The organism is Escherichia sp. E2562 (assembly GCF_005781075.1).
GTDB lineage: Bacteria > Pseudomonadota > Gammaproteobacteria > Enterobacterales > Enterobacteriaceae > Escherichia.
Genome location: NZ_VATM01000001.1, coordinates 213,584 through 236,953 on the forward strand (window position 1 = coordinate 213,584; position 23,370 = coordinate 236,953).

General features: G+C 51.3%; 22 protein-coding genes. 7 read left to right on the plus strand and 15 right to left on the minus strand.

Translation table 11 applies throughout. The annotated features are described in order from the left end of the window. Positions 1-17 precede the first annotated feature (17 nt). Genes FEK43_RS00950 through glcD form a run of 4 tightly spaced genes read right to left on the minus strand, consistent with a single transcriptional unit; the run spans position 18 to position 4,212 of the window. The gene (locus tag FEK43_RS00950) at positions 18-422 is read right to left on the minus strand and encodes a heme-binding protein (protein WP_135407852.1); all 405 of its coding nucleotides are present in this window, start codon (positions 420-422) and stop codon (positions 18-20) included. A 4-nt stretch (positions 423-426) separates the two neighbouring features. Then, positions 427-1,650, minus strand: a complete 1,224-nt coding sequence (gene glcF, locus FEK43_RS00955; protein WP_130208001.1) for a glycolate oxidase subunit GlcF — start codon at positions 1,648-1,650, stop codon at positions 427-429. A 10-nt stretch (positions 1,651-1,660) separates the two neighbouring features. After that, the gene (gene glcE, locus FEK43_RS00960; protein WP_135407854.1) at positions 1,661-2,713 is read right to left on the minus strand and encodes a glycolate oxidase subunit GlcE; all 1,053 of its coding nucleotides are present in this window, start codon (positions 2,711-2,713) and stop codon (positions 1,661-1,663) included. Further along, entirely contained in the window at positions 2,713-4,212 is a 1,500-nt protein-coding gene (gene glcD, locus FEK43_RS00965; RefSeq protein WP_135407857.1) for a glycolate oxidase subunit GlcD, read from the minus strand. Before glcD ends, glcE begins: the two co-directional genes overlap by 1 nt. A gap of 250 nt (positions 4,213-4,462) precedes the next feature. On the opposite strand from glcD, the gene glcC reads away from it, so the two are divergent. Continuing rightward, entirely contained in the window at positions 4,463-5,227 is a 765-nt protein-coding gene (gene glcC, locus FEK43_RS00970) for a transcriptional regulator GlcC (RefSeq protein ID WP_135407859.1), read from the plus strand. 6 nt (positions 5,228-5,233) lie between these two features. Here glcC and yghO read toward each other — a convergent pair whose 3' ends face one another. Beyond that, positions 5,234-6,376 (minus strand): protein YghO, encoded by a 1,143-nt coding sequence (gene yghO / locus FEK43_RS00975; RefSeq protein WP_171020812.1) that lies wholly within the window; start codon positions 6,374-6,376, stop codon positions 5,234-5,236. Between the two features lie 371 nt (positions 6,377-6,747). Between yghO and FEK43_RS00980 the strand changes: the two genes are divergently transcribed. From FEK43_RS00980 to FEK43_RS00995, 4 genes are read left to right on the plus strand one after another with little or no spacing between them, the layout of a single operon-like run. After that, positions 6,748-8,469 (plus strand): fatty acyl-AMP ligase, encoded by a 1,722-nt coding sequence (locus FEK43_RS00980; RefSeq protein WP_240725744.1) that lies wholly within the window; start codon positions 6,748-6,750, stop codon positions 8,467-8,469. Further along, positions 8,466-9,380 (plus strand): NAD-dependent epimerase/dehydratase family protein, encoded by a 915-nt coding sequence (locus FEK43_RS00985; protein WP_135407861.1) that lies wholly within the window; start codon positions 8,466-8,468, stop codon positions 9,378-9,380. Before FEK43_RS00980 ends, FEK43_RS00985 begins: the two co-directional genes overlap by 4 nt. A 31-nt stretch (positions 9,381-9,411) precedes the next feature. Then, positions 9,412-9,660, plus strand: a complete 249-nt coding sequence (locus FEK43_RS00990; RefSeq protein ID WP_001697422.1) for an acyl carrier protein — start codon at positions 9,412-9,414, stop codon at positions 9,658-9,660. Then, positions 9,660-10,832, plus strand: a complete 1,173-nt coding sequence (locus FEK43_RS00995) for an aminotransferase class I/II-fold pyridoxal phosphate-dependent enzyme (protein WP_135407864.1) — start codon at positions 9,660-9,662, stop codon at positions 10,830-10,832. The genes FEK43_RS00990 and FEK43_RS00995 overlap by 1 nt, the downstream gene beginning before the upstream one ends. A gap of 36 nt (positions 10,833-10,868) precedes the next feature. On the opposite strand, the gene lptG is transcribed toward FEK43_RS00995, so the two are convergent. The 7 genes from lptG to FEK43_RS01030 are packed head-to-tail and all read right to left on the minus strand — an operon-like array spanning position 10,869 to position 17,338. Then, entirely contained in the window at positions 10,869-11,948 is a 1,080-nt protein-coding gene (gene lptG / locus FEK43_RS01000) for an LPS export ABC transporter permease LptG (RefSeq protein WP_130208011.1), read from the minus strand. Further along, positions 11,945-13,015: an LPS export ABC transporter permease LptF gene (lptF, locus tag FEK43_RS01005; RefSeq protein ID WP_135407866.1), complete on the minus strand. Its 1,071-nt coding sequence runs from the start codon at positions 13,013-13,015 to the stop codon at positions 11,945-11,947. Before lptF ends, lptG begins: the two co-directional genes overlap by 4 nt. Before the next feature lie 30 nt (positions 13,016-13,045). Next, positions 13,046-13,603 (minus strand): YtfJ family protein, encoded by a 558-nt coding sequence (locus FEK43_RS01010; RefSeq protein WP_130259458.1) that lies wholly within the window; start codon positions 13,601-13,603, stop codon positions 13,046-13,048. An 11-nt stretch (positions 13,604-13,614) separates the two neighbouring features. Further along, the gene (locus FEK43_RS01015) at positions 13,615-14,439 is read right to left on the minus strand and encodes a hypothetical protein (RefSeq protein WP_130218126.1); all 825 of its coding nucleotides are present in this window, start codon (positions 14,437-14,439) and stop codon (positions 13,615-13,617) included. Continuing rightward, positions 14,436-15,788, minus strand: coding sequence for a lipopolysaccharide biosynthesis protein (locus tag FEK43_RS01020; protein WP_130223985.1), 1,353 nt, complete (start codon positions 15,786-15,788; stop codon positions 14,436-14,438). Before FEK43_RS01020 ends, FEK43_RS01015 begins: the two co-directional genes overlap by 4 nt. Before the next feature lie 46 nt (positions 15,789-15,834). Continuing rightward, the gene (locus tag FEK43_RS01025) at positions 15,835-16,593 is read right to left on the minus strand and encodes a hypothetical protein (protein ID WP_064529665.1); all 759 of its coding nucleotides are present in this window, start codon (positions 16,591-16,593) and stop codon (positions 15,835-15,837) included. 31 nt (positions 16,594-16,624) lie between these two features. After that, entirely contained in the window at positions 16,625-17,338 is a 714-nt protein-coding gene (locus FEK43_RS01030; RefSeq protein ID WP_135407868.1) for a dTMP kinase, read from the minus strand. A 173-nt stretch (positions 17,339-17,511) separates the two neighbouring features. Here FEK43_RS01030 and FEK43_RS01035 point away from each other — a divergent pair, with 173 nt between their 5' ends. Beyond that, positions 17,512-18,204: a dTMP kinase gene (locus tag FEK43_RS01035; protein WP_130208019.1), complete on the plus strand. Its 693-nt coding sequence runs from the start codon at positions 17,512-17,514 to the stop codon at positions 18,202-18,204. 47 nt (positions 18,205-18,251) lie between these two features. On the opposite strand, the gene pitB is transcribed toward FEK43_RS01035, so the two are convergent. Both pitB and gss read right to left on the minus strand, forming a co-directional pair. Continuing rightward, the gene (pitB, locus tag FEK43_RS01040; protein ID WP_130208021.1) at positions 18,252-19,751 is read right to left on the minus strand and encodes an inorganic phosphate transporter PitB; all 1,500 of its coding nucleotides are present in this window, start codon (positions 19,749-19,751) and stop codon (positions 18,252-18,254) included. Between the two features lie 302 nt (positions 19,752-20,053). Further along, positions 20,054-21,913 (minus strand): bifunctional glutathionylspermidine amidase/synthase, encoded by a 1,860-nt coding sequence (gene gss, locus FEK43_RS01045; RefSeq protein ID WP_130208023.1) that lies wholly within the window; start codon positions 21,911-21,913, stop codon positions 20,054-20,056. A 204-nt stretch (positions 21,914-22,117) separates the two neighbouring features. Between gss and yghU the strand changes: the two genes are divergently transcribed. Next, positions 22,118-22,984 (plus strand): glutathione-dependent disulfide-bond oxidoreductase, encoded by an 867-nt coding sequence (gene yghU, locus FEK43_RS01050; protein WP_126665286.1) that lies wholly within the window; start codon positions 22,118-22,120, stop codon positions 22,982-22,984. 131 nt (positions 22,985-23,115) lie between these two features. Here the strand turns inward: yghU and hybG are convergent, their stop codons facing one another. Further along, positions 23,116-23,364, minus strand: a complete 249-nt coding sequence (hybG, locus tag FEK43_RS01055) for a hydrogenase maturation factor HybG (RefSeq protein WP_000334896.1) — start codon at positions 23,362-23,364, stop codon at positions 23,116-23,118. Between the last annotated feature and the right edge of the window lie 6 nt (positions 23,365-23,370).

Sequence of the window (23,370 nt, forward strand, 5' to 3'; positions counted from 1 at the left end):
TATCTCCTCGTTTTCGCTTATTTCGCCAACACCGCTGCTGCCGCTTTCGCGACCTGCGCATCCTGTGCTCCGGTTAAACCAGAAACGCCCACGGCACCAATAATTTGTCCATCAACAACAACCGGTACGCCACCTTCCAGCGACGTCAGTAACGGCGCAGTCACGAACGCGGTACGTCCGTTGTTCACCATCTCTTCATAGCCCTTAGTTTCGCGACGCCCCAGCGCGGCAGTACGCGCTTTCTCCTGAGAGATGTAGGCCGCTATCGGCGCGCAATCGTCCATGCGACTTAACGCCAGCAGATGACCGCCGTCATCGGCAACAGCAATGGAAACAGACCAGTTATTTTTCTGCGCTTCTTCCTGACCTGTGGCAATAATTGCACTCGCCATTTGCTGGCTAAGAATGACTTTATTTTTCATTTTGTTATTCCTTTTCAAGGGCTTGTTCTACAATTTCAATCCAGTGACGCACAGAGGTACGACCGGCGCTCGCCAGATGCGTCTGGCAACCAATGTTGGCGGTGACGATCATTTCCGGTTTGCCGCTTTCCAGCGCATTCATTTTGTTATCCCGCAGCTGGCGCGCCAGATCGGGATGCGTTAACGCATATGTTCCCGCCGACCCGCAGCACAGATGGCTGTCGGGAACATCGGTTAAGGTAAATCCAAGACGAAGCAACACTTTTTCCACTTCGCCGTTCAGCTTTTGCGCATGTTGTAGGGTACACGGGCAGTGGAAGGCCAGTTTTTTATCGCCGCGAATTGCCAGTTTTTCCAGCGGTTCCTCGCGCAGAAGTTCGACTAAATCGACCGCCAGCTCACTGACCTGACGCGCTTTATCGGCATACAACGCATCGTTTTTCAGCATCTGCCCATACTCTTTAACGAACGCGCCGCAGCCGCTGGCGGTTTGCAAAATTGCCTCGGCACCTGCTTCAAGCGCGGGCCACCAGGCATCAATGTTATTTCGCGCCCGCGCTAACCCTTTCTCTTGCGCATTAAGATGATAGTCCACCGCGCCACAACAGCCTGCTTCGTTAGCTGGCATGACGCTGATCCCCAGACGATCCAGCACCCGCGCGGTTGCCGCGTTAGTGTTGGGCGAAAGTGTAGGCTGGGCGCAACCTTCCAGCATTAAAACCCGGCGCTTATGGCGCAGCGGTGGACGCGGTTTGGCTTTCACCGTTTCAGCGGGTAATTTTGCTCTTATCTGTTCTGGCAAAAACGGTCGCAGCACCAGCCCTACCTGCGTCAATGCGCGAAAGACCGCCGGACGCGGCACTACCTGGCGCAATCCTTCGCGCAGCATTCGCTCCGGCAGTGGGCGTTTCACTTTCTGCTCGACAATATCACGCCCGATATCCAGCAAATTGTGATAGCGCACACCAGAAGGACAGGTGGTTTCACAATTACGGCAAGTGAGACAGCGATCGAGATGCTCCTGTGTTTTAAGCGTGACTTCGTTGCCTTCCAGCACCTGTTTAATCAGATAGATGCGCCCGCGCGGCCCGTCCAGTTCATCGCCCAGAAGCTGATAGGTTGGGCAGGTTGCGGTACAAAATCCGCAGTGAACACAGGCGCGCAGGATGCTGTCGGCTTCCTGCGCTCGCGCGTTCTGCCGCATCTCTTCGGTTAACCGGGTTTGCATAGCCTGCTCCTTAAAGTTCCGCGTACATGCGACCGGGGTTAAACACGCCGCAAGGATCGAGCTGCTGTTTAAGCTGCTGGTGATAGCGGAATAAAGGAGCCGGTAGCGGGGCAAAGCCGCCATCTCCGGCACTAAAGCGGGTTGCATGACCGCCAGCGTTGCGGGCGATGCGATGGATTTGATTGTCATCGGCTGTCGATTTCAGCCAGCGTAACGCGCCGCCCCAGTCGATCAGTTGTTCGCCGGGTAAATCCATCATCGGCGCATCGCTGGGTAATGAAATGCGCCATAAGGTACCTGGTAACGAGAAGAACGGCAGTTGTTGTTCACGCAATTGCTGCCAGAACTGACCCGCAACCTCTTCGCCCCCCAGCAGTTCACGTGCCGCTTTCACCGATCCTTCACCGCCTTCAAGGCGGATCCACAACGCGTTGTCGAAGTAACATAAGCCACTAATGGGTAGCGGCTGAAGTTGCCACTGGGCGATTTCACTCATGGCTTCTTGCAGGCTGATTTCCCGACGCAGGCTCAGGGTGGCGCCCGGTCGCGGTAACACTTTCATTGAGATTTCAGTGAGCACGCCAAGACAACCGTAGCTTCCGGCCATTAATCGCGAGAGATCGTATCCGGCAACGTTTTTCATCACTTCGCCGCCAAAACGCAGATGTTTTCCTGTGCCGGTAATGATGCGCGTGCCGAGGACAAAATCGCGGACCGAACCGCTCCACGGGCGACGCGGCCCCGCCAGCCCGCAGGCGACCATCCCGCCCCAGGTGGCTTCTTCACCATAATGCGGCGGCTCGCAGGGGAGCATTTGCCCCGCGCTTTCCAGCGCCGCTTCAATCGCCACCAGCGGCGTTCCGGCACGCGCGGTTATCACCAACTCGGTCGGGTCGTAATTAACAATGCCGCGATGGCAACGCACATCCAGCGTTTGCCCGGTGACAGGGCGGCCTAAAAAGGCTTTGCTATTGCTTCCCTGAATCACCAGCGGCGTTTTATCGCTAATCGCCTGATTCACCTGTTCCAGCAGTACCTGGCTGTAATCACACTCGCGTAGCATCAGAAACGCTCCAGTTCAGGGAAAGGTAAATGGCCGTGATGCACGTGCATGGCACCAAATTCAGCACAGCGGTGTAGCGTGGGGATGTTTTTTCCTGGGTTCAGCAAACCATCGGGATCAAACGCCGCCTTGACTGCATGGAAGGTCGTGATTTCATCGCTGTTGAACTGGGCGCACATTTGATTGATTTTTTCGCGCCCGATGCCATGTTCCCCACTGATGCTGCCGCCCACTTCAACGCAGAGTTCGAGGATCTTCCCGCCCAGCTCTTCCGCGCGGGCAAATTCACCGGGTTCGTTGGCATCGAAAAGGATTAACGGGTGCATGTTGCCGTCTCCGGCATGAAAGACGTTGGCGACGCGTAAATCATATTGCTGCGATAAACGGGCAATGCCTTCCAGTACGCCGGGTAGCGCGCGGCGTGGGATGGTGCCGTCCATGCAGTAGTAATCGGGAGAGATGCGCCCCACCGCCGGAAAGGCGTTCTTGCGGCCAGCCCAGAAACGTACGCGCTCTGCTTCATCCTGTGCCAGACGGACGTCAGTCGCGCCCGCTTTCAGTAAGATGTCGTTAACTCGCTCGCAGTCTTCCTGTACATCAGACTCCACGCCGTCCAGCTCGCATAACAAAATCGCTTCGGCGTCGACGGGATAACCGGCATGAATAAAATCTTCCGCCGCGCGGATCGACAGGTTATCCATCATCTCCAGCCCGCCGGGGATAATGCCATTGGCGATGATGTCACCAACCGCAAGTCCGGCTTTTTCTACCGAGTCAAAGCTTGCTAACAGAACCCGTGCCACGGGCGGCTTCGGCAGCAGTTTTACCGTCACTTCGGTGGTCACGCCGAGCATACCTTCCGATCCGGTGAACAGCGCCAGCAGGTCAAAACCAGGCGAATCCAGCGCGTCCGATCCCAGCGTCAGCGCCTCGCCGTCCAGCGTTTGCACTTCAATTTTCAGCAGGTTATGTACAGTAAGCCCATATTTCAGGCAGTGGACGCCCCCCGCGTTTTCCGCCACATTGCCGCCAATGGAACAGGCAATTTGTGAGGAGGGGTCCGGTGCATAATAGAGATTATGCGGCGCTACGGCCTGGGAGATCGCCAGGTTACGCACGCCCGGCTGCACGCGCGCACGGCGCCCGACGGGGTTAATGTCGAGGATCTCTTTAAAGCGCGCCATCACCAACAACACACCTTTTTCCAGCGGCTGCGCGCCGCCAGAAAGCCCGGTGCCTGCGCCACGGGTCACCACCGGCACACGCAGGCGGTGGCAAACGGCCAGAATCGCCGTCACCTGTTCCATCTGCTTAGGCAGAACAACCAGTAATGGACGCGTGCGATACGCGCTCAACCCGTCACATTCGTAAGGAGTGATCTCCTCATCGGTATGCAGGATCTCCAGTCCAGGGACATGCTCACGCAGTGCCATCAGTACCGATGTGCGGTCGACATCGGGTAAAGCGCCATCAAGACGCTCTTCGTACAAGATGCTCATGAGTAGGGTTCGCTTTGTTGTGTTGTGTGGCAGCTGATTTTTGCGCGCTGCTTCTGTGAACAGTTATTAAGCGGGGTTTTCGTTTTCGTCTATCTCTTTAGCTACCGGTCAGACCATTTTTTTTCCATCTCTGTGACTTCGCGTTGGTTAACTCAATGTTAAATTGATGTAACATAATCACTTGCGTGATGTACGTGTTTCGCGAGTTAAGAACAGAAAAATTGGTCCTACCTGTGCACGAGGTCCGGGAATGAAAGATGAACGTCGCCCTATTTGCGAAGTAGTTGCTGAGAGTATCGAACGGTTAATTATCGACGGCGTACTGAAGGTCGGTCAGCCGCTTCCCTCGGAGCGTCGGCTGTGCGAAAAGCTCGGCTTCTCGCGTTCCGCACTGCGTGAAGGACTGACCGTGCTGCGCGGGCGCGGGATTATTGAAACAGCGCAGGGTCGCGATTCTCGGGTCGCGCGGCTTAATCGGGTCCAGGACACCAGCCCGCTAATTCATCTGTTCAGCACGCAGCCGCGAACGCTGTACGATCTGCTTGACGTTCGCGCATTGCTGGAGGGCGAATCGGCAAGGTTGGCGGCTAAGCTGGGAACCCAGGCTGATTTTGTTTTGATAACCCGCTGTTATGAAAAAATGCTCGCTGCCAGTGAGCACAACAAAGAGCTTTCGCTGATCGAACATGCACAGCTGGATCACGCTTTCCATCTCGCCATTTGTCAGGCTTCCCACAATCAGGTGCTGGTGTTTACGCTGCAATCATTGACCGATCTAATGTTTAATTCGGTGTTTGCCAGCGTGAATAATCTCTACCATCGACCACAGCAAAAAAAGCAGATCGATCGCCAGCATGCGCGGATCTATAACGCGGTGTTGCAGCGACTCCCGCATGTCGCCCAGCGCGCCGCCCGCGATCATGTGATGACCGTGAAAAAGAATCTCCACGATATCGAACTGGAAGGCCACCATTTGATTCGTTCGGCGGTGCCGCTGGAAATGAACCAGAGTTAGCTGGAGTCAAATCTGCTTTTCATACAAGCGGTAACGCTTGTACGGCTCCGCCCCAATGCGTTCCAGCATGTTATTCATGCCTGTATTGGTTTCGAGGATCCATGACATTTCCAGCGCATCGATCTTCCGGCGAGCAAACGGATCATGTAAGGCTTCAATCAATAACAGAGCAATCACCGGGCCGATGCGGCTGAACTGATACTCGTCGCGAACCCCCATTAGCGGCACTCGCGCGGTCCGCACACCGCTGACTTTCAAGCGCCACAGCAATTTTGCCCAGCCGAAGGGAAAGAGCGATCCGTTCAGATCGGCAATCGCCTCGTTGATGTTCGGTAAGCCGACAATAAACGCGCAGGGTGCAGAATCAATCTCGGCGATGTAGATCATATCGTCCGGCACCAGATACTTAAGTTGATCGCCCATGGTCGCAAATTCATGTTCGGTAAACGGCACAAATCCCCAGTTGTGCTGCCAGCCGGAGTTGAAAATCTCGCGCAGGATCTGCATCTCTTCGGCAAACCGCTGACGATTAATACAGCGAATGGTCACCTTTTTGCGCACCTGATCCATCAGTTTTTTTAGCGCCGGAGAGAAAGTGAGATCGGTTCGCTGCATCCACCACGCCAGTAAATCAATACCTTTGTGATAACCCAGTTGTTCAATATGCGCGGCATACCACGGTTTACCGTGCGGCATCATCGCACAGGGTGGTGTGTCAAAACCTTCGATCAGTAATCCGCTTTCCTGATTGATATTCAGGCTGAAAGGCCCGGTGATGTTGCGTGCGCCTTGTGACTTCAACCACGCTTCCGCTACGTCAAATAAAGCTTTAAAAACCTGCGAATCATCAATGGCGTCAATCATGCCGAAATGACCGGTATCCTCGCCGTAACGCTCGCGGTGCAAGGTATCGATTTGCGCGGTAATGCGCCCTACTACCTGCCCCTCTTTTTTCGCCACCCATGCCTGCCAGATGATATGGTCCGTTCCCGGATTCTTTTGTGACAGATGCTCACTGCGTTCAATGCATAAAGGAGGGATCCAGTTTGGATCATCGAGATAAAGTGACGACGGAAAAGCGATAAATGCTTTTAAGTCGTTTTTATTTATTACTTTTTCAATTTTAATCATCAGCAGATCGCATTCCATATTTACGTGGATAACAAATAATTAACGGTGAAAAACAGGCAGTAACCACAACGAACGGCACCTTAATAATCCACCCAATGAATACAAACGAAGACAAAACAATATTTATTAATGATGTTGATAAAACCAGTGACTGCGTTAAACAGTCAATAATGTCTCTTATAGACTTAAGCGACCCGACAAGGCACCACCTTAATACATTCATAAATTAAATATTATTCACAATAAAAAATAACAGAGCAGAACTTATTATCTTAATCAATGTTCAATATCACAACGATGAAAATACTATCTCATTTATCTTTTATGCATATATAATCCACCGTATTATTGTCATTTTATTTTTGATATCCAATTTTCTTGTGGTGTATATGTCCAATAAAATCTTTACGCATTCTTTGCCTATGCGCTATGCCGATTTTCCAACGCTGGTTGATGCTTTGGACTATGCCGCTCTGAGTAACGCCGGAATGAATTTTTATGACAGGCGTAGCCAGCTTGAAGATGAACTGGAATATCACACTTTAAAAGTGCGCGCGGAAACAGGAGCCAGGCGGCTGCTATCGCTGAACCTGAAAAAAGGCGATCGCGTGGCGCTGATTGCCGAAACCAGTAGCGGGTTTGTCGAGGCATTTTTTGCCTGCCAGTATGCTGGATTAGTTGCCGTACCATTGGCGATTCCAATGGGCGTCGGTCAGAGGGATTCCTGGAGCACCAAACTGCAAGGTTTACTGGCAAGCTGCCAACCAGCCGCGATAATCACTGGCGATGAATGGTTGCCGCTGGTCAATGCCGCGACGCATGATAACCCCGAATTACATGTTTTAAGCCACGCCTGGTTTAAGGCATTACCGGAAGCCGATGTTGCGCTCCAGCGTCCAATTCCGGACGATATCGCCTATTTGCAGTACACCTCCGGCAGCACCCGTTTTCCCCGTGGCGTTATCATCACTCACCGCGAAGTGATGGCTAATCTACGGGCCATCAGCCACGATGGCATTAAATTACGCCCTGGCGACCGCTGTGTCTCCTGGCTGCCTTTCTACCATGATATGGGGCTGGTCGGTTTTCTCCTGACGCCTGTTGCCACGCAGCTTTCGGTGGATTATTTGCGCACCCAGGATTTCGCCATGCGCCCACTGCAATGGCTTAAATTGATCAGTAAAAATCGTGGCACTGTTTCCGTTGCGCCGCCGTTTGGCTATGAATTGTGCCAGCGCCGCGTGAATGAAAAAGATCTCGCTGAACTGGATCTCTCCTGCTGGCGCGTCGCGGGTATTGGCGCTGAACCCATCTCCGCAGAACAACTCCATCAATTTGCTGAATGTTTCCGTCAGGTTAACTTTGACGATAAAACGTTTATGCCCTGCTACGGACTGGCAGAAAACGCGCTGGCTGTCAGTTTCTCAGATGAAGCCTCCGGAGTTGTGGTCAACGAAGTGGATCGCGATATCCTCGAATACCAGGGTAAAGCCGTGACGCCAGGTGTTGAAACACGTGCCGTATCAACTTTCGTCAACTGTGGTAAGGCGTTGCCGGAACATGGCATTGAAATCCGTAATGAAGCAGGTATACCAGTAGCGGAACGTGTGGTGGGCCATATTTGCATCTCCGGCCCCAGCCTGATGAGCGGTTACTTTGGCGATCAGGCTTCACAAGACGAAATTACCGCGACGGGCTGGTTAGATACCGGCGATCTCGGCTATCTGCTGGACGGTTATCTGTATGTCACCGGGCGCATTAAAGACCTGATTATTATTCGTGGGCGTAATATCTGGCCGCAGGATATTGAATACATTGCGGAACAGGAGCCAGAAATTCACTCTGGCGATGCCATTGCGTTTGTTACCGCCCAGGAAAAAATCATTTTGCAGATCCAGTGTCGGATCAGCGACGCAGAGCGCCGCACGCAGCTTATCCACTCGCTGGCGGCGCGGATACAAAGCGAATTTGGCGTAACCGCGGCTATCGACCTGTTACCGCCCCACAGCATTCCTCGCACATCTTCCGGCAAGCCCGCCCGCGCAGAAGCCAAAAAACGTTATCAGAAGGCCGTTGCCGCCAGTTTCCATGTGCAGGAATCTCTCGCATGAATCAAACTGTCGCGGTAACGGGCGCTACCGGGTTTATCGGTAAATATATTGTCGATAACCTGCTCGCCCGCGGCTTTCACGTCCGCGCATTGACGCGTACTTCCCGCGCTCACGTCAATGACAATCTCATCTGGGTGCGCGGTTCGCTGGAAGATACGCATTCACTTAGCGAGTTGGTTGCTGGTGCCGGTGCTGTGGTCCATTGCGCCGGGCAAGTACGCGGACACAAAGAGGATGTCTTTACTCGCTGTAACGTTGACGGCAGTCTGCGCCTGATGCAGGCGGCAAAAGAGAGTGGCTTTTGCCAACGTTTTCTTTTTATCTCTTCGCTGCCGGCGCGCCATCCCGAACTCTCCTGGTACGCGAAATCCAAACACGTCGCCGAACAACGACTAGCAGCAATGGCGGACGAAATTACGCTGGGCATTTTTCGCCCAACAGCAGTCTATGGCCCCGGCGATAAAGAGTTAAAACCACTGTTTGACTGGATGCTGCGCGGCCTGCTGCCACGGCTGGGCGCACCAGAGACGCAGCTCTCTTTCCTGCACGTCACCGATTTTGCGCAAGCCGTGGGTCAGTGGTTAAGCGCCGATTCCGTACAGATGCAAACCTATGAATTATGTGACGGCGTCGCCGGTGGCTATGACTGGCAGCGCGTGCAACAACTGGCCGCCGCCGCCCGTCAAGGAGCTGTACGGATGGTCGGCATTCCTCTGCCGTTGCTCACCTGCCTTGCAGATGTCAGTACCGCGTTGAGTCGCCTGGCCGGTAAAGAACCTATGCTGACCCGCTCGAAAATTCGTGAATTAACCCACGCCGACTGGTCGGCAAGTAATAACCGTATTTCTGAAGATATTAATTGGTTTCCCGGGATTAGCCTGGAACACGCATTACGCAACGGGCTATTTTGATTGTCTTGTTTAAAGGTGTGTTAACGTTTCTATGGTAAATCGTGAAATAGTAATGGATTACATCCTTTCCTGTTTACAGGATTTGGTCGAAAACGGTGTGGAAATTAAGCCTGACAGCGATCTCGTCAACGATCTCGGCCTGGAGTCGATTAAAGTGATGGATCTCTTAATGATGCTGGAAGACAGATTTGATATTTCCATTCCTATTAATATTCTGCTGGATGTCAAAACCCCTGTGCAATTAATGGAAACACTACTTCCATGGCTGGAGAATAAATAATGGGGCTATACGATAAATATGCGCGTCTTGCGGGCGAGCGACTACAATTTAGCGATAACGGGTTAACGCCGTTTGGCACCTGTATTGATGAAGTGTACTCCGCCACCGAAGGGCGCATTGGCGATAAAAAAGTGATTCTGGCCGGGACCAATAATTATCTCGGTTTAACCTTCAATCATAATGCCATCGCCGATGGTCAGGCAGCGTTAGCAACGCAAGGCACCGGCACCACCGGTTCACGTATGGCTAATGGTAGTTATGCGCCGCATCTGGCGTTAGAGAAAGAGATCGCCGAGTTTTTCAATCGCCCTACCGCTATCGTTTTTTCAACCGGTTATACCGCTAATTTAGGTGTCATCAGCGCACTTGCCGACCATAACGCCGTGGTGTTGTTGGATGCCGACAGCCACGCCAGTATTTATGACGCCTGTTCTCTCGGCGGCGCGGAGATCATTCGTTTCCGCCATAACGATGCTAAAGATCTGGAACGTCGCATGGTGCGCCTCGGTGAACGAGCAAAAGAGGCGATTATCATCGTTGAGGGCATCTACAGTATGCTCGGTGACGTCGCACCGCTGGCGGAAATCGTTGATATCAAACGTCGTCTCGGCGGTTATTTGATTGTCGATGAAGCGCATTCATTTGGCGTGTTAGGCGCAACGGGGCGCGGACTGGTTGAAGCCGTTGGCGTTGAAGATGATGTGGATATTATCGTTGGCACCTTCAGTAAAAGCCTGGCTTCTATTGGTGGTTTTGCCGTGGGTTCGGAAGCGATGGAAGTGCTGCGCTACGGCAGCCGTCCGTATATTTTTACCGCCTCCCCTTCTCCTTCCTGCATTGCAACCGTGCGCTCGTCGTTAAGAACCATTGCCACTCAACCAGAGCTGCGGCAAAAACTGATGGATAATGCCAACCATCTGTATGACGGGCTGCAAAAACTGGGTTACGAGTTAAGCTCACATATTAGTCCGGTAGTGCCGGTAATAATCGGTTCGAAAGAGGAAGGTTTACGCATCTGGCGTGAGCTTATTTCGCTGGGCGTGTATGTGAATCTTATCCTGCCACCTGCCGCGCCTGCGGGTATTACGCTGTTGCGCTGTAGCGTAAACGCTGCCCACAGTTGTGAACAAATCGATGCCATCATTCAGGCATTTGCGACCCTGAAGCAGTAATATTGGCCGCCGTGGTGTTACCCCACGGCGGGATTATTAATGTTGCCTGTCGTACCAATACACCAGCATTAACGCCACCAGCACAAACGCTACTGGTAAACCGAGTGCGGTAGCGGGCGCACTCAACGCAAATAGCAATCCCAGATTGACCATGATTTGATAGCTAATCCAGGTAAGCAAGCCAACGATGACGCCTACAGCGAGACGGCTACCCATCCCTGGTGAGCGCGGGGCGCTAAAGGTAAAGGGCACAGCAAGTAAAATCATCGCCAGAGTTAAAATGGGTTGCCCCAGCTTCTCCCACAGTGCAAGGCGGTATTCGCTGCTGGGTTGTCCGGTTTCCTGCAAATAATGGATGTAATGATTGAGCTGACGGACAGAAAAAGTATTCCCCGGCATCGATAACTCTTCAAGATTCATACTGGTGAAGGCCGATTGCCAGCCAAGATTATCTGATGTTTCCAGCGTTTCTTTGCCATTCAGCCATTTTTTATGATTCACGCCGTGCAGGATCCACGTTTTGTCGTCTTCAATGGTGGCACTGCGTGCATAAATGTAGGATTCGAGCGAGAGATCGTCGCGATAGTGAAATATCTCTATGCCTACCGGCTGGCCCTGTTCATTCAGCGATTTCACCGTTACAAATTCATTGCCGCGCCTGGCCCATAGCATATTGCCGGTAATGTCATCGTCATCCCCCAACGCTATCGCGGTAGATTTGATTTGCAGCGCCTGTTGCTGCAATGGCGACGCCACCCACTCATCAATCGCGCCTAACGAAACAGTCCACAGTATCCCGGCGACCAGCGCCACCAGTGCAATACGGAAGATAGAAAACCCCGTGCTGCGAATGGCGGTAAGTTCACTATTTTTCGATAACTGCCCGAGACCAACAATCCCACCCAATAACGCGATAAACGGCGAAAGTTCGACCAGTGTGCGCGGTAAGGTCATCAGTACCACCAGCACCGCCTGAGTCCAGAGATAACCACCCGGACTGACATCATCCAGTTCGTTAATCAAGTTGAAGGTGGTAAAAAGCGGCAGCAGTAGCCCGGCAGCGGCAGCAAAACCGAGGAAGAGATGGCGGATTAAATAGCGACTGAAAACATTCATCGGGAAAATTTCTGCAGCAAGGAGAAGTCGCGTGCGACCAGCATCAACAGGCCCATTAGCATGAGTCCGGGCACTAACCACAAACCAGGAATGAGGGGAATCGTGCCGTTAGCCACCAGCGTACGGCAGACGTCACCGCCATAAAAAATGGCAACAAACAGCAACGTCAGTGGCAGTAACGTTGAAAATCGCCCTTGCCGCGGTTTTACCCGACTTAAAGAGATGGCCAGCAGAGCCATCAACAACGCTGTCAGGCCACGGCTTTGTCGCCATTGCAGTTCGGCATGATCGGCAGGAAATACAGAGCGCGCCAGTTCCGCGACCGATTTTGCTTTACGTTTGACGTTGGCACTTTGATCCAGTGGATTAAGATGTAATTGCAGATTACGGTAGATCTGTTCGTTGTCGTCACGACCCTGATGATCAAGAAGATAGGCGGTCCCGTTGTGCAACATAACGGTCGGTTTCTCGGGTGATGGGTCAACCACATCAACCGAACGGGCGCGGAAAACACGGGTTCGATTGGCAGTAGAAGTATAAATCAGCGCGTCAGTCAGGCGATTATTATCCTGATCAACCGTCTGCGAAATGATCATTCGTCCGTTATCGTTAGTGTTAAATTTCTTTGCCCGCAACTGGCGAACATCCAGCTCCGACTGCGACTGTTGTTCCAGTTGATAAATCTGCGCATAAGCCCAGGGCCGACCATACATCGACAACAGCGTGACAAAAATACTTAATGGAATTGCCAGATACAGAACGGCTTTATACAAACGTGCGGGACTGGCGCCCGCCGCAGAGATAGCGGTAATTTCTGAGTCGGTATACATCTGCCCAAGTGTCACACCAACCGACACATACAGGCCCACTGGAAGTAACATTTCAAGCGCTATCAGCACTTTGTAGAAAACAATATTAAGTACTACATCAAGCGCTAAAGTCCCATTGGCTGCTTCGGTCAGGTAACGCTGTGCAGAGTAACTGGCGAAGATAAAGATCAAAAAACCAACGATAATCAGCACCAGACGGCGCGTACCACGCATGATGTAGTGTTCAACCAGCTTCATCTCACTAACGCCCTCAATCCTTTGAGTTTTTTATTCATTGATCAGCTTCTGCGCCAACGCAATGACCTGATCAACCTCTTCTGGCGTCAGGCTGCCGTCCTTCGCCCACTGAATTTGCCCGTATTTATTCAGCACCAGAATGGTTGAACTCTGTTCCGGCAGTTGCCAGGCAACGCGCCCCAGACCGCTGCCGTCGATTACGAATTGCGCCCACGGATAACGACGTTTATTTTTTTCAATTTTACCTGTCACAAAATAGCCGGTGCCGAAGATGGCATCATCGGTGTTCACAATGGTGGTGGGCTGAAAACGATCCTGAGGAAAGTTTGCTGTTTCTACTGCTTTGATTAACAGAGAGTTCTTCTTCTTCGCTGACTTTCGTCCGGCGATATACTGAATAATGCGGACTTTTCCCTTCAGCTGCGTGCTGTTCCACTTTTGATAGTAAATTTCGTCATTTTTGAGCAGTAATTCGCCACCGTCCTGAATATAAACAGGTGTGACCGGTTTTCCGATGACGAAATTGTGCGCAGTAGCGCCGAACGAGAAGAGTGAAAATATCAGCGCAGTAATCAGACGAGAGGACATCATTACTCCGGTTATAGCGGAAAACGCGAAATCAGCAGTTCTAAGCGCTGACGAATATCGCTGTCGAGTGCCACTGGCGCATCATACGATTGGCGATTGTCCAAATCATCCGCCACCATGTCGTCGTGCTTATCCCCCATCAGGCCATTAATGGCCGCCAGGAAGCGGGAAATCTGCAACGCCTCTGTATTTTCGGGATCAAGCGATCTTAGAGTGTCGTAATAAGAAACCTGCTGACTGATGATTTTTCGCACATCATGAAATTCCCTGCCGGTTAGCTGCGGCCTGGCAATAATTTCTTTCAGGATGCGCATTTGCTTCTGCCGATAAGCGATAAAACCATTAACGCTTTCTAGCTGGCTATGGCGTAATGAATAGTTCACCAGCCACCAGACAGGAGAGCTTAAATAAATACGTAACAGGTTGCCGTAATACGACACAATATTTTTCTTACCGTTACGAAAACCATCCTGAAAACGCCCCAGAAAAACGGTCGTTTTGCCAAATAAAAAACCAGCCTGATGCTTCTTTAAATACAGCCGTTGCGCAAAACGCAGATGCTTGTAGCGCGCTCGCATGTATTTATACTGTTTGCGTTCTTCGTCGGTAAGAGGGTCACCTTTAGCCTGCTTCAGGGTCAGGTGGAGTAACGCCTTGCGATTGACTCCGTCCAACCAGAATCTCAGGCATAATGCATAATTATCATGAATAATTTCCGATGAACAACGCAGTGCGATCGTTGGTGGTAAGCTAACTTGAGCGTCAACAACATCATCTTCTTCGACCGCGATAAATAAACGCTCACTGACCTCAAGTGGAAAATATTTTTTCATCATTGGGATTTTTCTCCCACTGCGTTATAGGCCAATAAATGGCGTTGAAAGAACGCCTTTAATGTCGGAATTAACGAGAGCACCACATCAAGACATTGCCCACCGAAGTAAGCAAATGCTGCCCCCAGCACGCCAAACAGATGGCAGAACATGAACAGCAACACGATGTAGCCGATAGAGGCGATGGTTTGCGCCACGAGAAAAGCACGCTGTTTCCCTGCCATTAGCAATAATGACTCCTGTGGGAAGCCCAGCATCGAAATAACAATGGCTCCGAGCATCACCTGGATCAGGTCATACGCTTCGAGATACTTAACACCAAACACCAGTGAAATAAGTGGCTTGCCAACGATTAACACGGCCAGCGCCACCAGAATGCCAATCCCACCAGCCAGTAATCCAGACTTCACACCCAGGAGCCACGGTCTGGTAGTTCGTGGATCTAAGCGCATGACTTCAGGGTAAAAACTCTTACCCAACAAACTGGCGGGCGTCCCGGCAGCATCGAAGAATGTCATGGCGATTTTAAATAACCCGGCAGCAGCTGGCCCTAATACGATCCCCACCAGTACCGTGCTACATGAATTACGCGCCGACCAAATGGAATGGGCAATGTTGGTTGACCAGACAAAACTCCATGCGCCTTTGATGTGTCGGGCAGACTCAAACAGATTCAATTTGAACGCGTTATGGATATTTCTGCGGCGTAATTCGCGCGCGGCAAACCACCAGTACATAGTGCCGCCAACCAGATTCGATGCGTACCAGGCGATAACAAATCCGGCAAAGCCAAAGTTAAAATACCAGGCGATTACGCTGCCCGCCGCACGCAGAAAAGGTTTCGTCGCCTGCTGTACAGCAATTAAGTCGAAGCGATCAACCGCACGCAAAATGCCGGTCGGCGTGGAGGAAGCCATTGAAGGAATAAGTGTGCAATAGAGCGCCGCCAGCCAAAAGCTTTGGTCATCCAGACCTAATGAATGGGAAAGGAATGGCAGTAAGGCAATGCCGCCGACAATCGCCACCGCACCACTGACGATATCCAGCGAGAAGGAAAATGAGACGACATTGCGGAATTGCTGGGGATTATTGTTGGTTAATGCTGGCGTTCCGTACTGCACCACCAACTGCCATGTCTGAAACTTAATAAAATCACTAATCGACTTGGCATAAGACTGTATGACGACAAGTACGCCAAACATCGCTGGAGTCATTCCTTTACCGGCGCACGAAAGCGCCAGTAAGCCCAGCAAGGCACTCACGACATTGCTGGAACCTAACCAGGCGCTGTTACGAATAATGGTGCGAAAGGCTCCATCTGCAAACCAATGTTTGATGTTAAAACCTGCCAATTCAGCCAGACCTTATCGTTGAAAAATGAAAAATATCCCGTCTGCCTTAAGTCAAGCTTCGGCGGTCAGAAACGATGGCAACCAGAGAAACCGCTTTCTGTGCCTGTTCCAGCACTTCGCTGTAGGGCGCTCTGGAATCAATCTCTAAAATTTTTGTGCCGTTATAGCCAATCTTCGACATGACGCCGATTTTGTCCTGCAACTCGGCATAGTCATGGTCAGGCTTGCGGGAGATGGCAGTATCAATATCAATCCCCAAACGAATGATTAATTCAGGACGGTACTGCGCCATTTGTTGGTATAACTGTCGCTCGCGTTGCGCCAGAAATTGGTTGATTTTCCCGGTCGCGCGCTCGACGCCAATCCCCGGCCCGTCATAATAAAAACCGGAAATTTCCGCCTGCGGAAAGCGATCGCTTACCACCAGAACGCCGCTTTGCGCCAGTCGCTGAACCTTACGAAGGTTCGCCATTCTTCGCAGCGAGAAGCAGTACATAATCACCGCCGCCCAGAGCGCCGGAGAGCGAGTTTTCATGCTTTGGGTTTTCGAGGATTTTGCCGCCAGTCGCCGCTCCAGCCAGACACCAACCAACGGTAATCGTTTGATTTTGTCGCCGTCTTCACCGGACAGTAGCCCCAGATAGCGCCGCTCGGTTTGCCAGTGCTGTTGCAATGATTTCACCAGATCGGTGGTCAGCGTGGATTTGCCGGTGCCATCGCACCCGACCACCGCAATTAGCCCCGGAATGTAGCTGGGCTGCGGCGCGGTAGTGCTGTTAACAGCTTGCGTTTGTAGTGCATCCATTCTTTAAATCATCCCCTATCCATTTTGGTGATCAGGAAAGTGCGGCGTGAATTGCACGTAGTGACGCTTGCAGGATTTCATCGGCTGGTTGCCGACCATCCAGTTCAAGGATCCTGGCGCCGTTGAAAGTCAGTTGCGGCGTAATGGCGATTTTTTCCTGTAACGCCGCCAGTTGATGGTCAGGTTTACGCGAAAACGCGGTTTGTTCATCAATGCCAAGACGAATCAACAATACGGGCAAATAAGACGCCATCCATTGGTACAGCTTCAGCTCGCGCTGCCTTAACATTTTTACCCAGCCATTACCGCCTTTAGTTTTAGCCAGTTGTGGACCATCAAAACGAAAGCCAGGGACTTCAACCTGCGGGTAGCGGTCGGTAATCAACAAAAAGCCTTGCTGGCTTTTTCTCAACATTTTGCGAAACTTGTACGCCCGCCAGCAGGAAAGCAAATAGATAACCAGCGCGGTAATATTGCCAGGCGGTGTTGAGGGCTTTTCATGTACATGAGCTGCCTTACCCCGCAGATAACGCCCAAAAGGGGCGCCAATTATAGGGAACTGTGAAATCCATTCGCCAATTCGTCCGGAAGACTGCCCAAGATAAATTTGTTCTGTTGGCATTATTGCTGCCAGTTCATTCACCAGGCTTGCCGTGAGGGTCGATTTACCTGAACCATCACATCCCACAATGGCAATAACACGCACTGGCATGGAATTAAATATTGACATATTACGTTGATTCACGAAAAACCCGGCAGCAAATAATGTATTGAATATTACGTGGTCCGTGCTCAGAATATCCGTTCAACCTTATTGTGACAATGGTTAATTGTGACATTGACCTGAATTACGCTTTCATTAAAACATATTAACCAGATAAATATTTGGGATGGATATTTAAATTTAAGGATATATTCATGCAGTCTATAACACCTCCATTAATAGCCGTTATTGGTAGTGATGGTTCAGGCAAGTCAACGGTTTGTGAACATCTCATTACCGTTGTCGAAAAATATGGTGCCGCAGAAAGAGTTCATTTAGGAAAGCAAGCCGGAAATGTCGGTCGTGCAGTGGTAAAACTGCCCTTAATGGGAAAATCGCTTAATAAATCAATTGAACGCAATAAAGTGAAAACAGCGAAAAAATTGCCTGGGCCAGTTCCGGCGCTGGTAATTACAGCGTTTGTCGCCCGCCGCTTACTGCGCTTTCGTCATATGCTTGCCTGTCGTCGTCGCGGGTTAATTGTTTTAACCGACCGTTATCCACAGGACCAGATTCCTGGCGCTTACGATGGTACGGTGTTCCCGCCTAACGTTGAAGGTGGTCGTTTTGTGTCATGGCTGGCAAGTCAGGAACGTAAAGCATTTCACTGGATGGCGAGCCATAAGCCTGATCTGGTCATCAAACTCAATGTCTCCCTGGACGTGGCCTGCGCGCGTAAGCCTGACCACAAACGAGAATCTCTGGCGAAGAAAATTGCCATAACGCCAAAGTTAACCTTTGGAGGCGCGCAACTGGTTGATATCGATGCCAATCAACCGCTGGAACAAGTGCTGGTTGATGCGGAAAAAGCGATAATGGATTTTATGACAGCGCGAGGTTATCGCTAGTCAGAAGTGATAATGCCCGATCGCAGGACCGGGCATTAACAGGAAGGTTAGATAAGCTGCAATGCAATCCAGTACAGACTACCAGACAGAAAAATTGCCGCCGGTAAGGTAAACACCCACGCCATCAGGATACTGGTTACCGTTTTACGCTGTAACCCACCGCCATCTACCACCATCGTCCCCGCCACCGCAGAAGAGAGTACGTGAGTTGTGGAAACAGGCATCCCAATATAACTGGCAAGACCGATAGATACCGCCGCCGTCATCTGCGCCGCCATCCCTTGCGCATAAGTCATGCCGCGCTTACCAATTTTCTCACCGATGGTCATCGCTACACGGCGCCAGCCAATCATGGTGCCAATACCGAGTGCTAAAGCCACCGCCATGATTATCCACACTGGAGCATATTCAATGGTGCTTAACATATCGCTGCGCAGTTTTTTCAGCAGGCTCTGGTCTTCTTTGCTAACGCCTGGCAGTTTCGCCAGCTTCGCAGAGGTATCAGAGATACAAAGCATAATACGGCGCAGCTGACTGCGTTGACTTACGTTTAACGGCTCGTAGCTTTCCATATTGCCCGGCAGCATCGTTTTAACGCGCGCAATCGCATCAAAGGTATTTGCCGGATGACAATGGAACTCCGTCACTTGCGTGCCATCAGTCGATGCCGCAGGCAATGGAGGTTCCATTGCAATCAACTTCTGCGGTAGTTCAGGATGCTGTTGCAGATAGTGTTCGAAATTGATGACGGCATCGCGGGTACGGGTAATTTCATAGCCGGACGCGTTCATATTGACGACGAAACCTGCAGGGGCAATCCCCACCAGTACCAGCATCACCAGGCCGATCCCTTTCTGCCCGTCGTTCGCGCCGTGCGAAAACGCCACGCCCGCAGCGGAAACAATCAGCGCAATACGCGTCCAGAATGGCGGCTTACGTTTGCCTTTTTTCTTTTTGCGATCTTCAGGAATGCGGTGAATACGGTCACGCTTTTTTGTCCCGCTCCAGAAACGGCGCAGCAGGAAAATCAGACCACCCGCAATGACCAGGCCGACGATGGGGGAGACAATTAACGAGGAGAAAATCTTGGTCACTTCACGCAGGTTTAACGCATCCATCACCGACGAGCCGGTCAATAGCGCGTTGGTTAAGCCGATGCCGATAATCGCGCCAATCAATGTGTGCGAACTGGAGGCCGGTAAACCAAAGAACCACGTTCCCAGGTTCCAGATAATCGCCGCCAGCAGCATGGAAAAGACCATCGCCAGACCGTGGGTTGACCCCATATTCAGCAACAAATCAGTTGGCAACATATGGACGATGGCATAGGCGACGCTAAGTCCGCCAAGCAATACGCCAAAAAAGTTAAAAAATGCCGCCATTACCACGGCAAGCTGTGGCTGCATGGCACGAGTATAAATAACGGTTGCCACCGCATTCGCCGTGTCATGAAAACCATTGATTGCTTCGTAGAACAACACAAATGCCAGAGCAAGTAATAACAAAAGCCCCGTGTATATATCAAGGCCAACAAATAAATTTAGCATATATTAGATTACGCCATTTTGAATTTACGAACGGACGCATTATCAGTGACTTTAACGGCGCGGGCAAAGTGAAATATCATCTTTTAACGATAAAAAGAGTGTTATTTCTTTAGTATCAGATAATAAGTTGCCATTCAAAGTTTTAAGAAATAATTAATGTCGAATCATTTCAATCATTAATACATTCATATTGTGAATTTATTAACTTAATGTATTTCAATATTCAATATTTTGAGCATTCCATGAACGATTTTCCGTGCTGACTATTTTTGATAATCAGCACGGGTTTGCGAAAAAGTCTATTACTCTTTCAGCACAATTAACGGCTCAATATCACTCTCTTTTTTGATGACCAGAGATTCATCGCCGCGCAAACACGTCCCACCGTAGTTGCCGCCCACGGTGAAAGTACATACCTGAATGTATTTACCGTCCACTTTTGGCAGACACCACAGTTGCTGGTAGATATTTTTCTGCTCGGCAAATTTACCGCTGGTTTGGTCGAGCACCTCTTCATGATGGCTGACCAGGTCGATATTGCTACCACAGCGACCGGCAATCGGTTTCACGGCGTAACCGGTTTTCACCAGTTCATCATTAACAGTGAAATCGGTATCCAGCAGATAACGATGATGCGGGAACAGCGACCAGAGAATTGGCAGAATCGCTTTGTTGCCAGGGATCACCGTCCAAAGCGGTTCAAAAACCAGCACTTCCGGGCGTAGCAGAACGTCAATCAGGCGCACTTCATTTTGCGGATGACCAGTGCGAATCGGGACCGCAGCAAATTCACGGTCGCTGACTTCGCGAATCTGATCAAACGCCGTTTCCCACGCCCAGGTCTTCCATACGCAGTTAACCAGTCGCCCTTCCCCATCAATCAGTTGTCCGGCAGCATCCCAGCCCAGTTCATCTAGCCCGCGCAAGATACGCGTTTCAAAGCCCGCCTGTTGCAGCGCCTGCTCCATAAACTGAGCGTGATAGTTCTCTTCAATATCTTTGTCCTGCATGATATGGACAAACGGACGCGCGCGACTGTGTTTCCACGCGCCAGCCAGTTCGGTAATCAGACCTTCCGCCGGATTGAAGCCGTTGCCTTTATAGCCCTGCTCCGCCCAACGTTCGAGGATCAAGCCCGCTTCAGTATGACAGGAGGCGGAGTCGGCGTTGTATTCATAGACCTTCAGGCCACGCTCATCCATACAAAAATCCATACGACCGGTGATCATATGGTGGCGACGACGCTGCCAGGAGAGGCGCAAACGCGGCCAGAGGATTTTCGGAATATCGAACAGCGCCAGCAGGTTGTCATCTTTCAGCACTTTATCGGTGGCGTGAAGATACATCAGATGCAGCTCGTTGGTGGCTTTAACCAGCTCCTGTTCGGCGCTCTCCGTAATGGTGTAGTAATGATACGGATCCTGATTGATCACCTGACCGTTCGCCTGCACGTAGGCGTTTTGCAGCGGATCTTTTTCATCCAGCCATTTACCGTCAAACTGGCCTTTGTCTTCCAGGCGCGCTCCGCTGATCTTCAACAAATCGCCTGCAATTTCCGGCTGTGGCAAGCTGTATTCGGTATCTTCCGTCTGAATCATCCAGCCCAGAATAGTGGTGTCATCAAAGGTGTCTTTGAGGGTATAGCAGCCGTTTTCTACCACCATCTCCAGCTCGCGCGTCCACTGTTGCCCTTGCGGCAACGGGGAATGAATCACGTTCTGTTCGGCAATACGGACTTTGTTGCCATGTAATTGCGTAATGATGGCGACATGGCCGGTATCTTTAAATTCACCGCCTTTATCCCAGATAAGAAGCGCGCCCGCGACCGGCGCACGCGGCGAACCGTTAGGAAATGCCTGCAATGGCAGAATGTTGTCATTAACCACTTCACGCAAGAAGCGCAGCGAGAAAATCTCCCACGCCATGCCCACGTCAGTGAAGACCACACCGTAGTTCAGAAAGAGAAAACGGCGAGCAAACTCAACGCATTGCCATTTGTGGCCCATATATTCGTCGTCGATATAGCTACGGAATACGGCGTCATCTTCGTATTCCTGCGGATCGAGAGAACTGTAATCTGAAGAGTAGATTGCTACACCACCGGGGGCGTAGCCCAATAACGTCCCGAACGGGGCATCCTGGCTGGTCGTTCCTTTGCTCATCACTTTACCTTTAACAATACAACCTAAGCAGTTGGCGTAATTGTTGTGCTCTGATTACCTGCTCAGCGACATTAACCGGACAGAGGTTAGACTTATCATACACCTCAACGCAGCGGCTGGCGCAAAGGGTTAAAAAATTCACATTCTGTACAGCAAGTGACCTGCTACACTGCTTCAACACTACCACTCAGAAGGCAACTCACTATGGCAGACAATACTTATCAGCCCGCGAAAGTCTGGACGTGGGATAAATCCGCTGGCGGCGCGTTCGCCAATATCAATCGCCCGGTTTCTGGTCCGACACATGAAAAAACGCTGCCCGTTGGCAAACACCCATTGCAACTCTATTCGCTGGGAACGCCGAACGGTCAGAAAGTAACGATTATGCTTGAGGAGCTGCTGGCGCTGGGCGTCACCGGCGCAGAGTACGACGCGTGGCTGATTCGCATTGGCGATGGCGATCAATTCTCCAGCGGTTTTGTCGAAGTGAACCCGAACTCGAAAATTCCCGCTCTGCGCGATCATACGCATAACCCGCCAATCCGCGTGTTTGAGTCAGGATCGATTCTGCTTTATCTGGCCGAGAAATTTGGCTACTTCCTGCCGCAGGATCTGGCAAAGCGTACCGAAACGATGAACTGGCTGTTCTGGTTACAGGGCGCTGCGCCGTTCCTCGGCGGTGGTTTTGGTCACTTTTATCATTACGCGCCAGTGAAAATTGAGTACGCCATTAACCGCTTTACCATGGAAGCCAAGCGTCTTCTCGACGTGCTGGATAAGCAGCTGGCGCAGCACAAGTTTGTTGCGGGAGACGAGTACACCATTGCGGATATGGCGATTTGGCCGTGGTTTGGCAACGTGGTGTTAGGTGGCGTGTATGATGCCGCAGAGTTTCTTGATGCGGGCAGTTATAAGCATGTGCAACGCTGGGCGAAAGAAGTGGGCGAACGTCCGGCAGTGAAACGTGGGCGTATTGTTAACCGCACCAACGGGCCGCTGAACGAGCAGTTGCATGAGCGCCATGACGCCAGTGATTTCGAGACAAATACGGAAGATAAGCGTCAGGGGTAATGGTTGGTGCATATCGCAGCAAGCCATGTAGGCCGGACAAGGCGTTCACGCCGCATCCGGCAATCAAGCACAATGCCTGATGCGACGCTCGCGCGTCTTATCAGGCCTACGAAAGCATCCGGTTTTAATCATCACGCGCTGGTAATGTCGTAATCCATTTGGCGCAGTGCGTCTAATGTGGCTTTGGCTTCGTCTTCGTCGATGATGCTCATGGCAAATCCGACGTGCACCAGTACCCACTGGCCCAGCAGATCGGCAGGGTTACCTTCGCAAATCAGGGCGATATTCACGTCGCGCTTGATACCACATACTTCAACCTGCGCAAGCTGGTGAATATCTTCACCGACAGCCAGCACCTGGCCTGGAACGCCAATACACATTGTTAA

Coding starts and splice junctions, on each gene's coding strand:
- hybG (WP_000334896.1), bottom strand. CDS start 23,364: ATGTGTATTGGCGTTCCAGGCCAGGTGCTGGCTGTCGGTGAAGATATT.
- FEK43_RS01015 (WP_130218126.1), bottom strand. CDS start 14,439: ATGATGAAAAAATATTTTCCACTTGAGGTCAGTGAGCGTTTATTTATC.
- glcD (WP_135407857.1), bottom strand. CDS start 4,212: ATGAGCATCTTGTACGAAGAGCGTCTTGATGGCGCTTTACCCGATGTC.
- FEK43_RS00980 (WP_240725744.1), top strand. CDS start 6,748: ATGTCCAATAAAATCTTTACGCATTCTTTGCCTATGCGCTATGCCGAT.
- FEK43_RS00995 (WP_135407864.1), top strand. CDS start 9,660: ATGGGGCTATACGATAAATATGCGCGTCTTGCGGGCGAGCGACTACAA.
- FEK43_RS00985 (WP_135407861.1), top strand. CDS start 8,466: ATGAATCAAACTGTCGCGGTAACGGGCGCTACCGGGTTTATCGGTAAA.
- yghU (WP_126665286.1), top strand. CDS start 22,118: ATGGCAGACAATACTTATCAGCCCGCGAAAGTCTGGACGTGGGATAAA.
- glcC (WP_135407859.1), top strand. CDS start 4,463: ATGAAAGATGAACGTCGCCCTATTTGCGAAGTAGTTGCTGAGAGTATC.
- gss (WP_130208023.1), bottom strand. CDS start 21,913: ATGAGCAAAGGAACGACCAGCCAGGATGCCCCGTTCGGGACGTTATTG.
- FEK43_RS00950 (WP_135407852.1), bottom strand. CDS start 422: ATGAAAAATAAAGTCATTCTTAGCCAGCAAATGGCGAGTGCAATTATT.
- yghO (WP_171020812.1), bottom strand. CDS start 6,376: ATGGAATGCGATCTGCTGATGATTAAAATTGAAAAAGTAATAAATAAA.
- FEK43_RS01025 (WP_064529665.1), bottom strand. CDS start 16,593: ATGGATGCACTACAAACGCAAGCTGTTAACAGCACTACCGCGCCGCAG.
- lptF (WP_135407866.1), bottom strand. CDS start 13,015: ATGAAGCTGGTTGAACACTACATCATGCGTGGTACGCGCCGTCTGGTG.
- FEK43_RS01035 (WP_130208019.1), top strand. CDS start 17,512: ATGCAGTCTATAACACCTCCATTAATAGCCGTTATTGGTAGTGATGGT.
- FEK43_RS00990 (WP_001697422.1), top strand. CDS start 9,412: ATGGTAAATCGTGAAATAGTAATGGATTACATCCTTTCCTGTTTACAG.
- lptG (WP_130208011.1), bottom strand. CDS start 11,948: ATGAATGTTTTCAGTCGCTATTTAATCCGCCATCTCTTCCTCGGTTTT.
- glcE (WP_135407854.1), bottom strand. CDS start 2,713: ATGCTACGCGAGTGTGATTACAGCCAGGTACTGCTGGAACAGGTGAAT.
- FEK43_RS01010 (WP_130259458.1), bottom strand. CDS start 13,603: ATGTCCTCTCGTCTGATTACTGCGCTGATATTTTCACTCTTCTCGTTC.
- glcF (WP_130208001.1), bottom strand. CDS start 1,650: ATGCAAACCCGGTTAACCGAAGAGATGCGGCAGAACGCGCGAGCGCAG.
- pitB (WP_130208021.1), bottom strand. CDS start 19,751: ATGCTAAATTTATTTGTTGGCCTTGATATATACACGGGGCTTTTGTTA.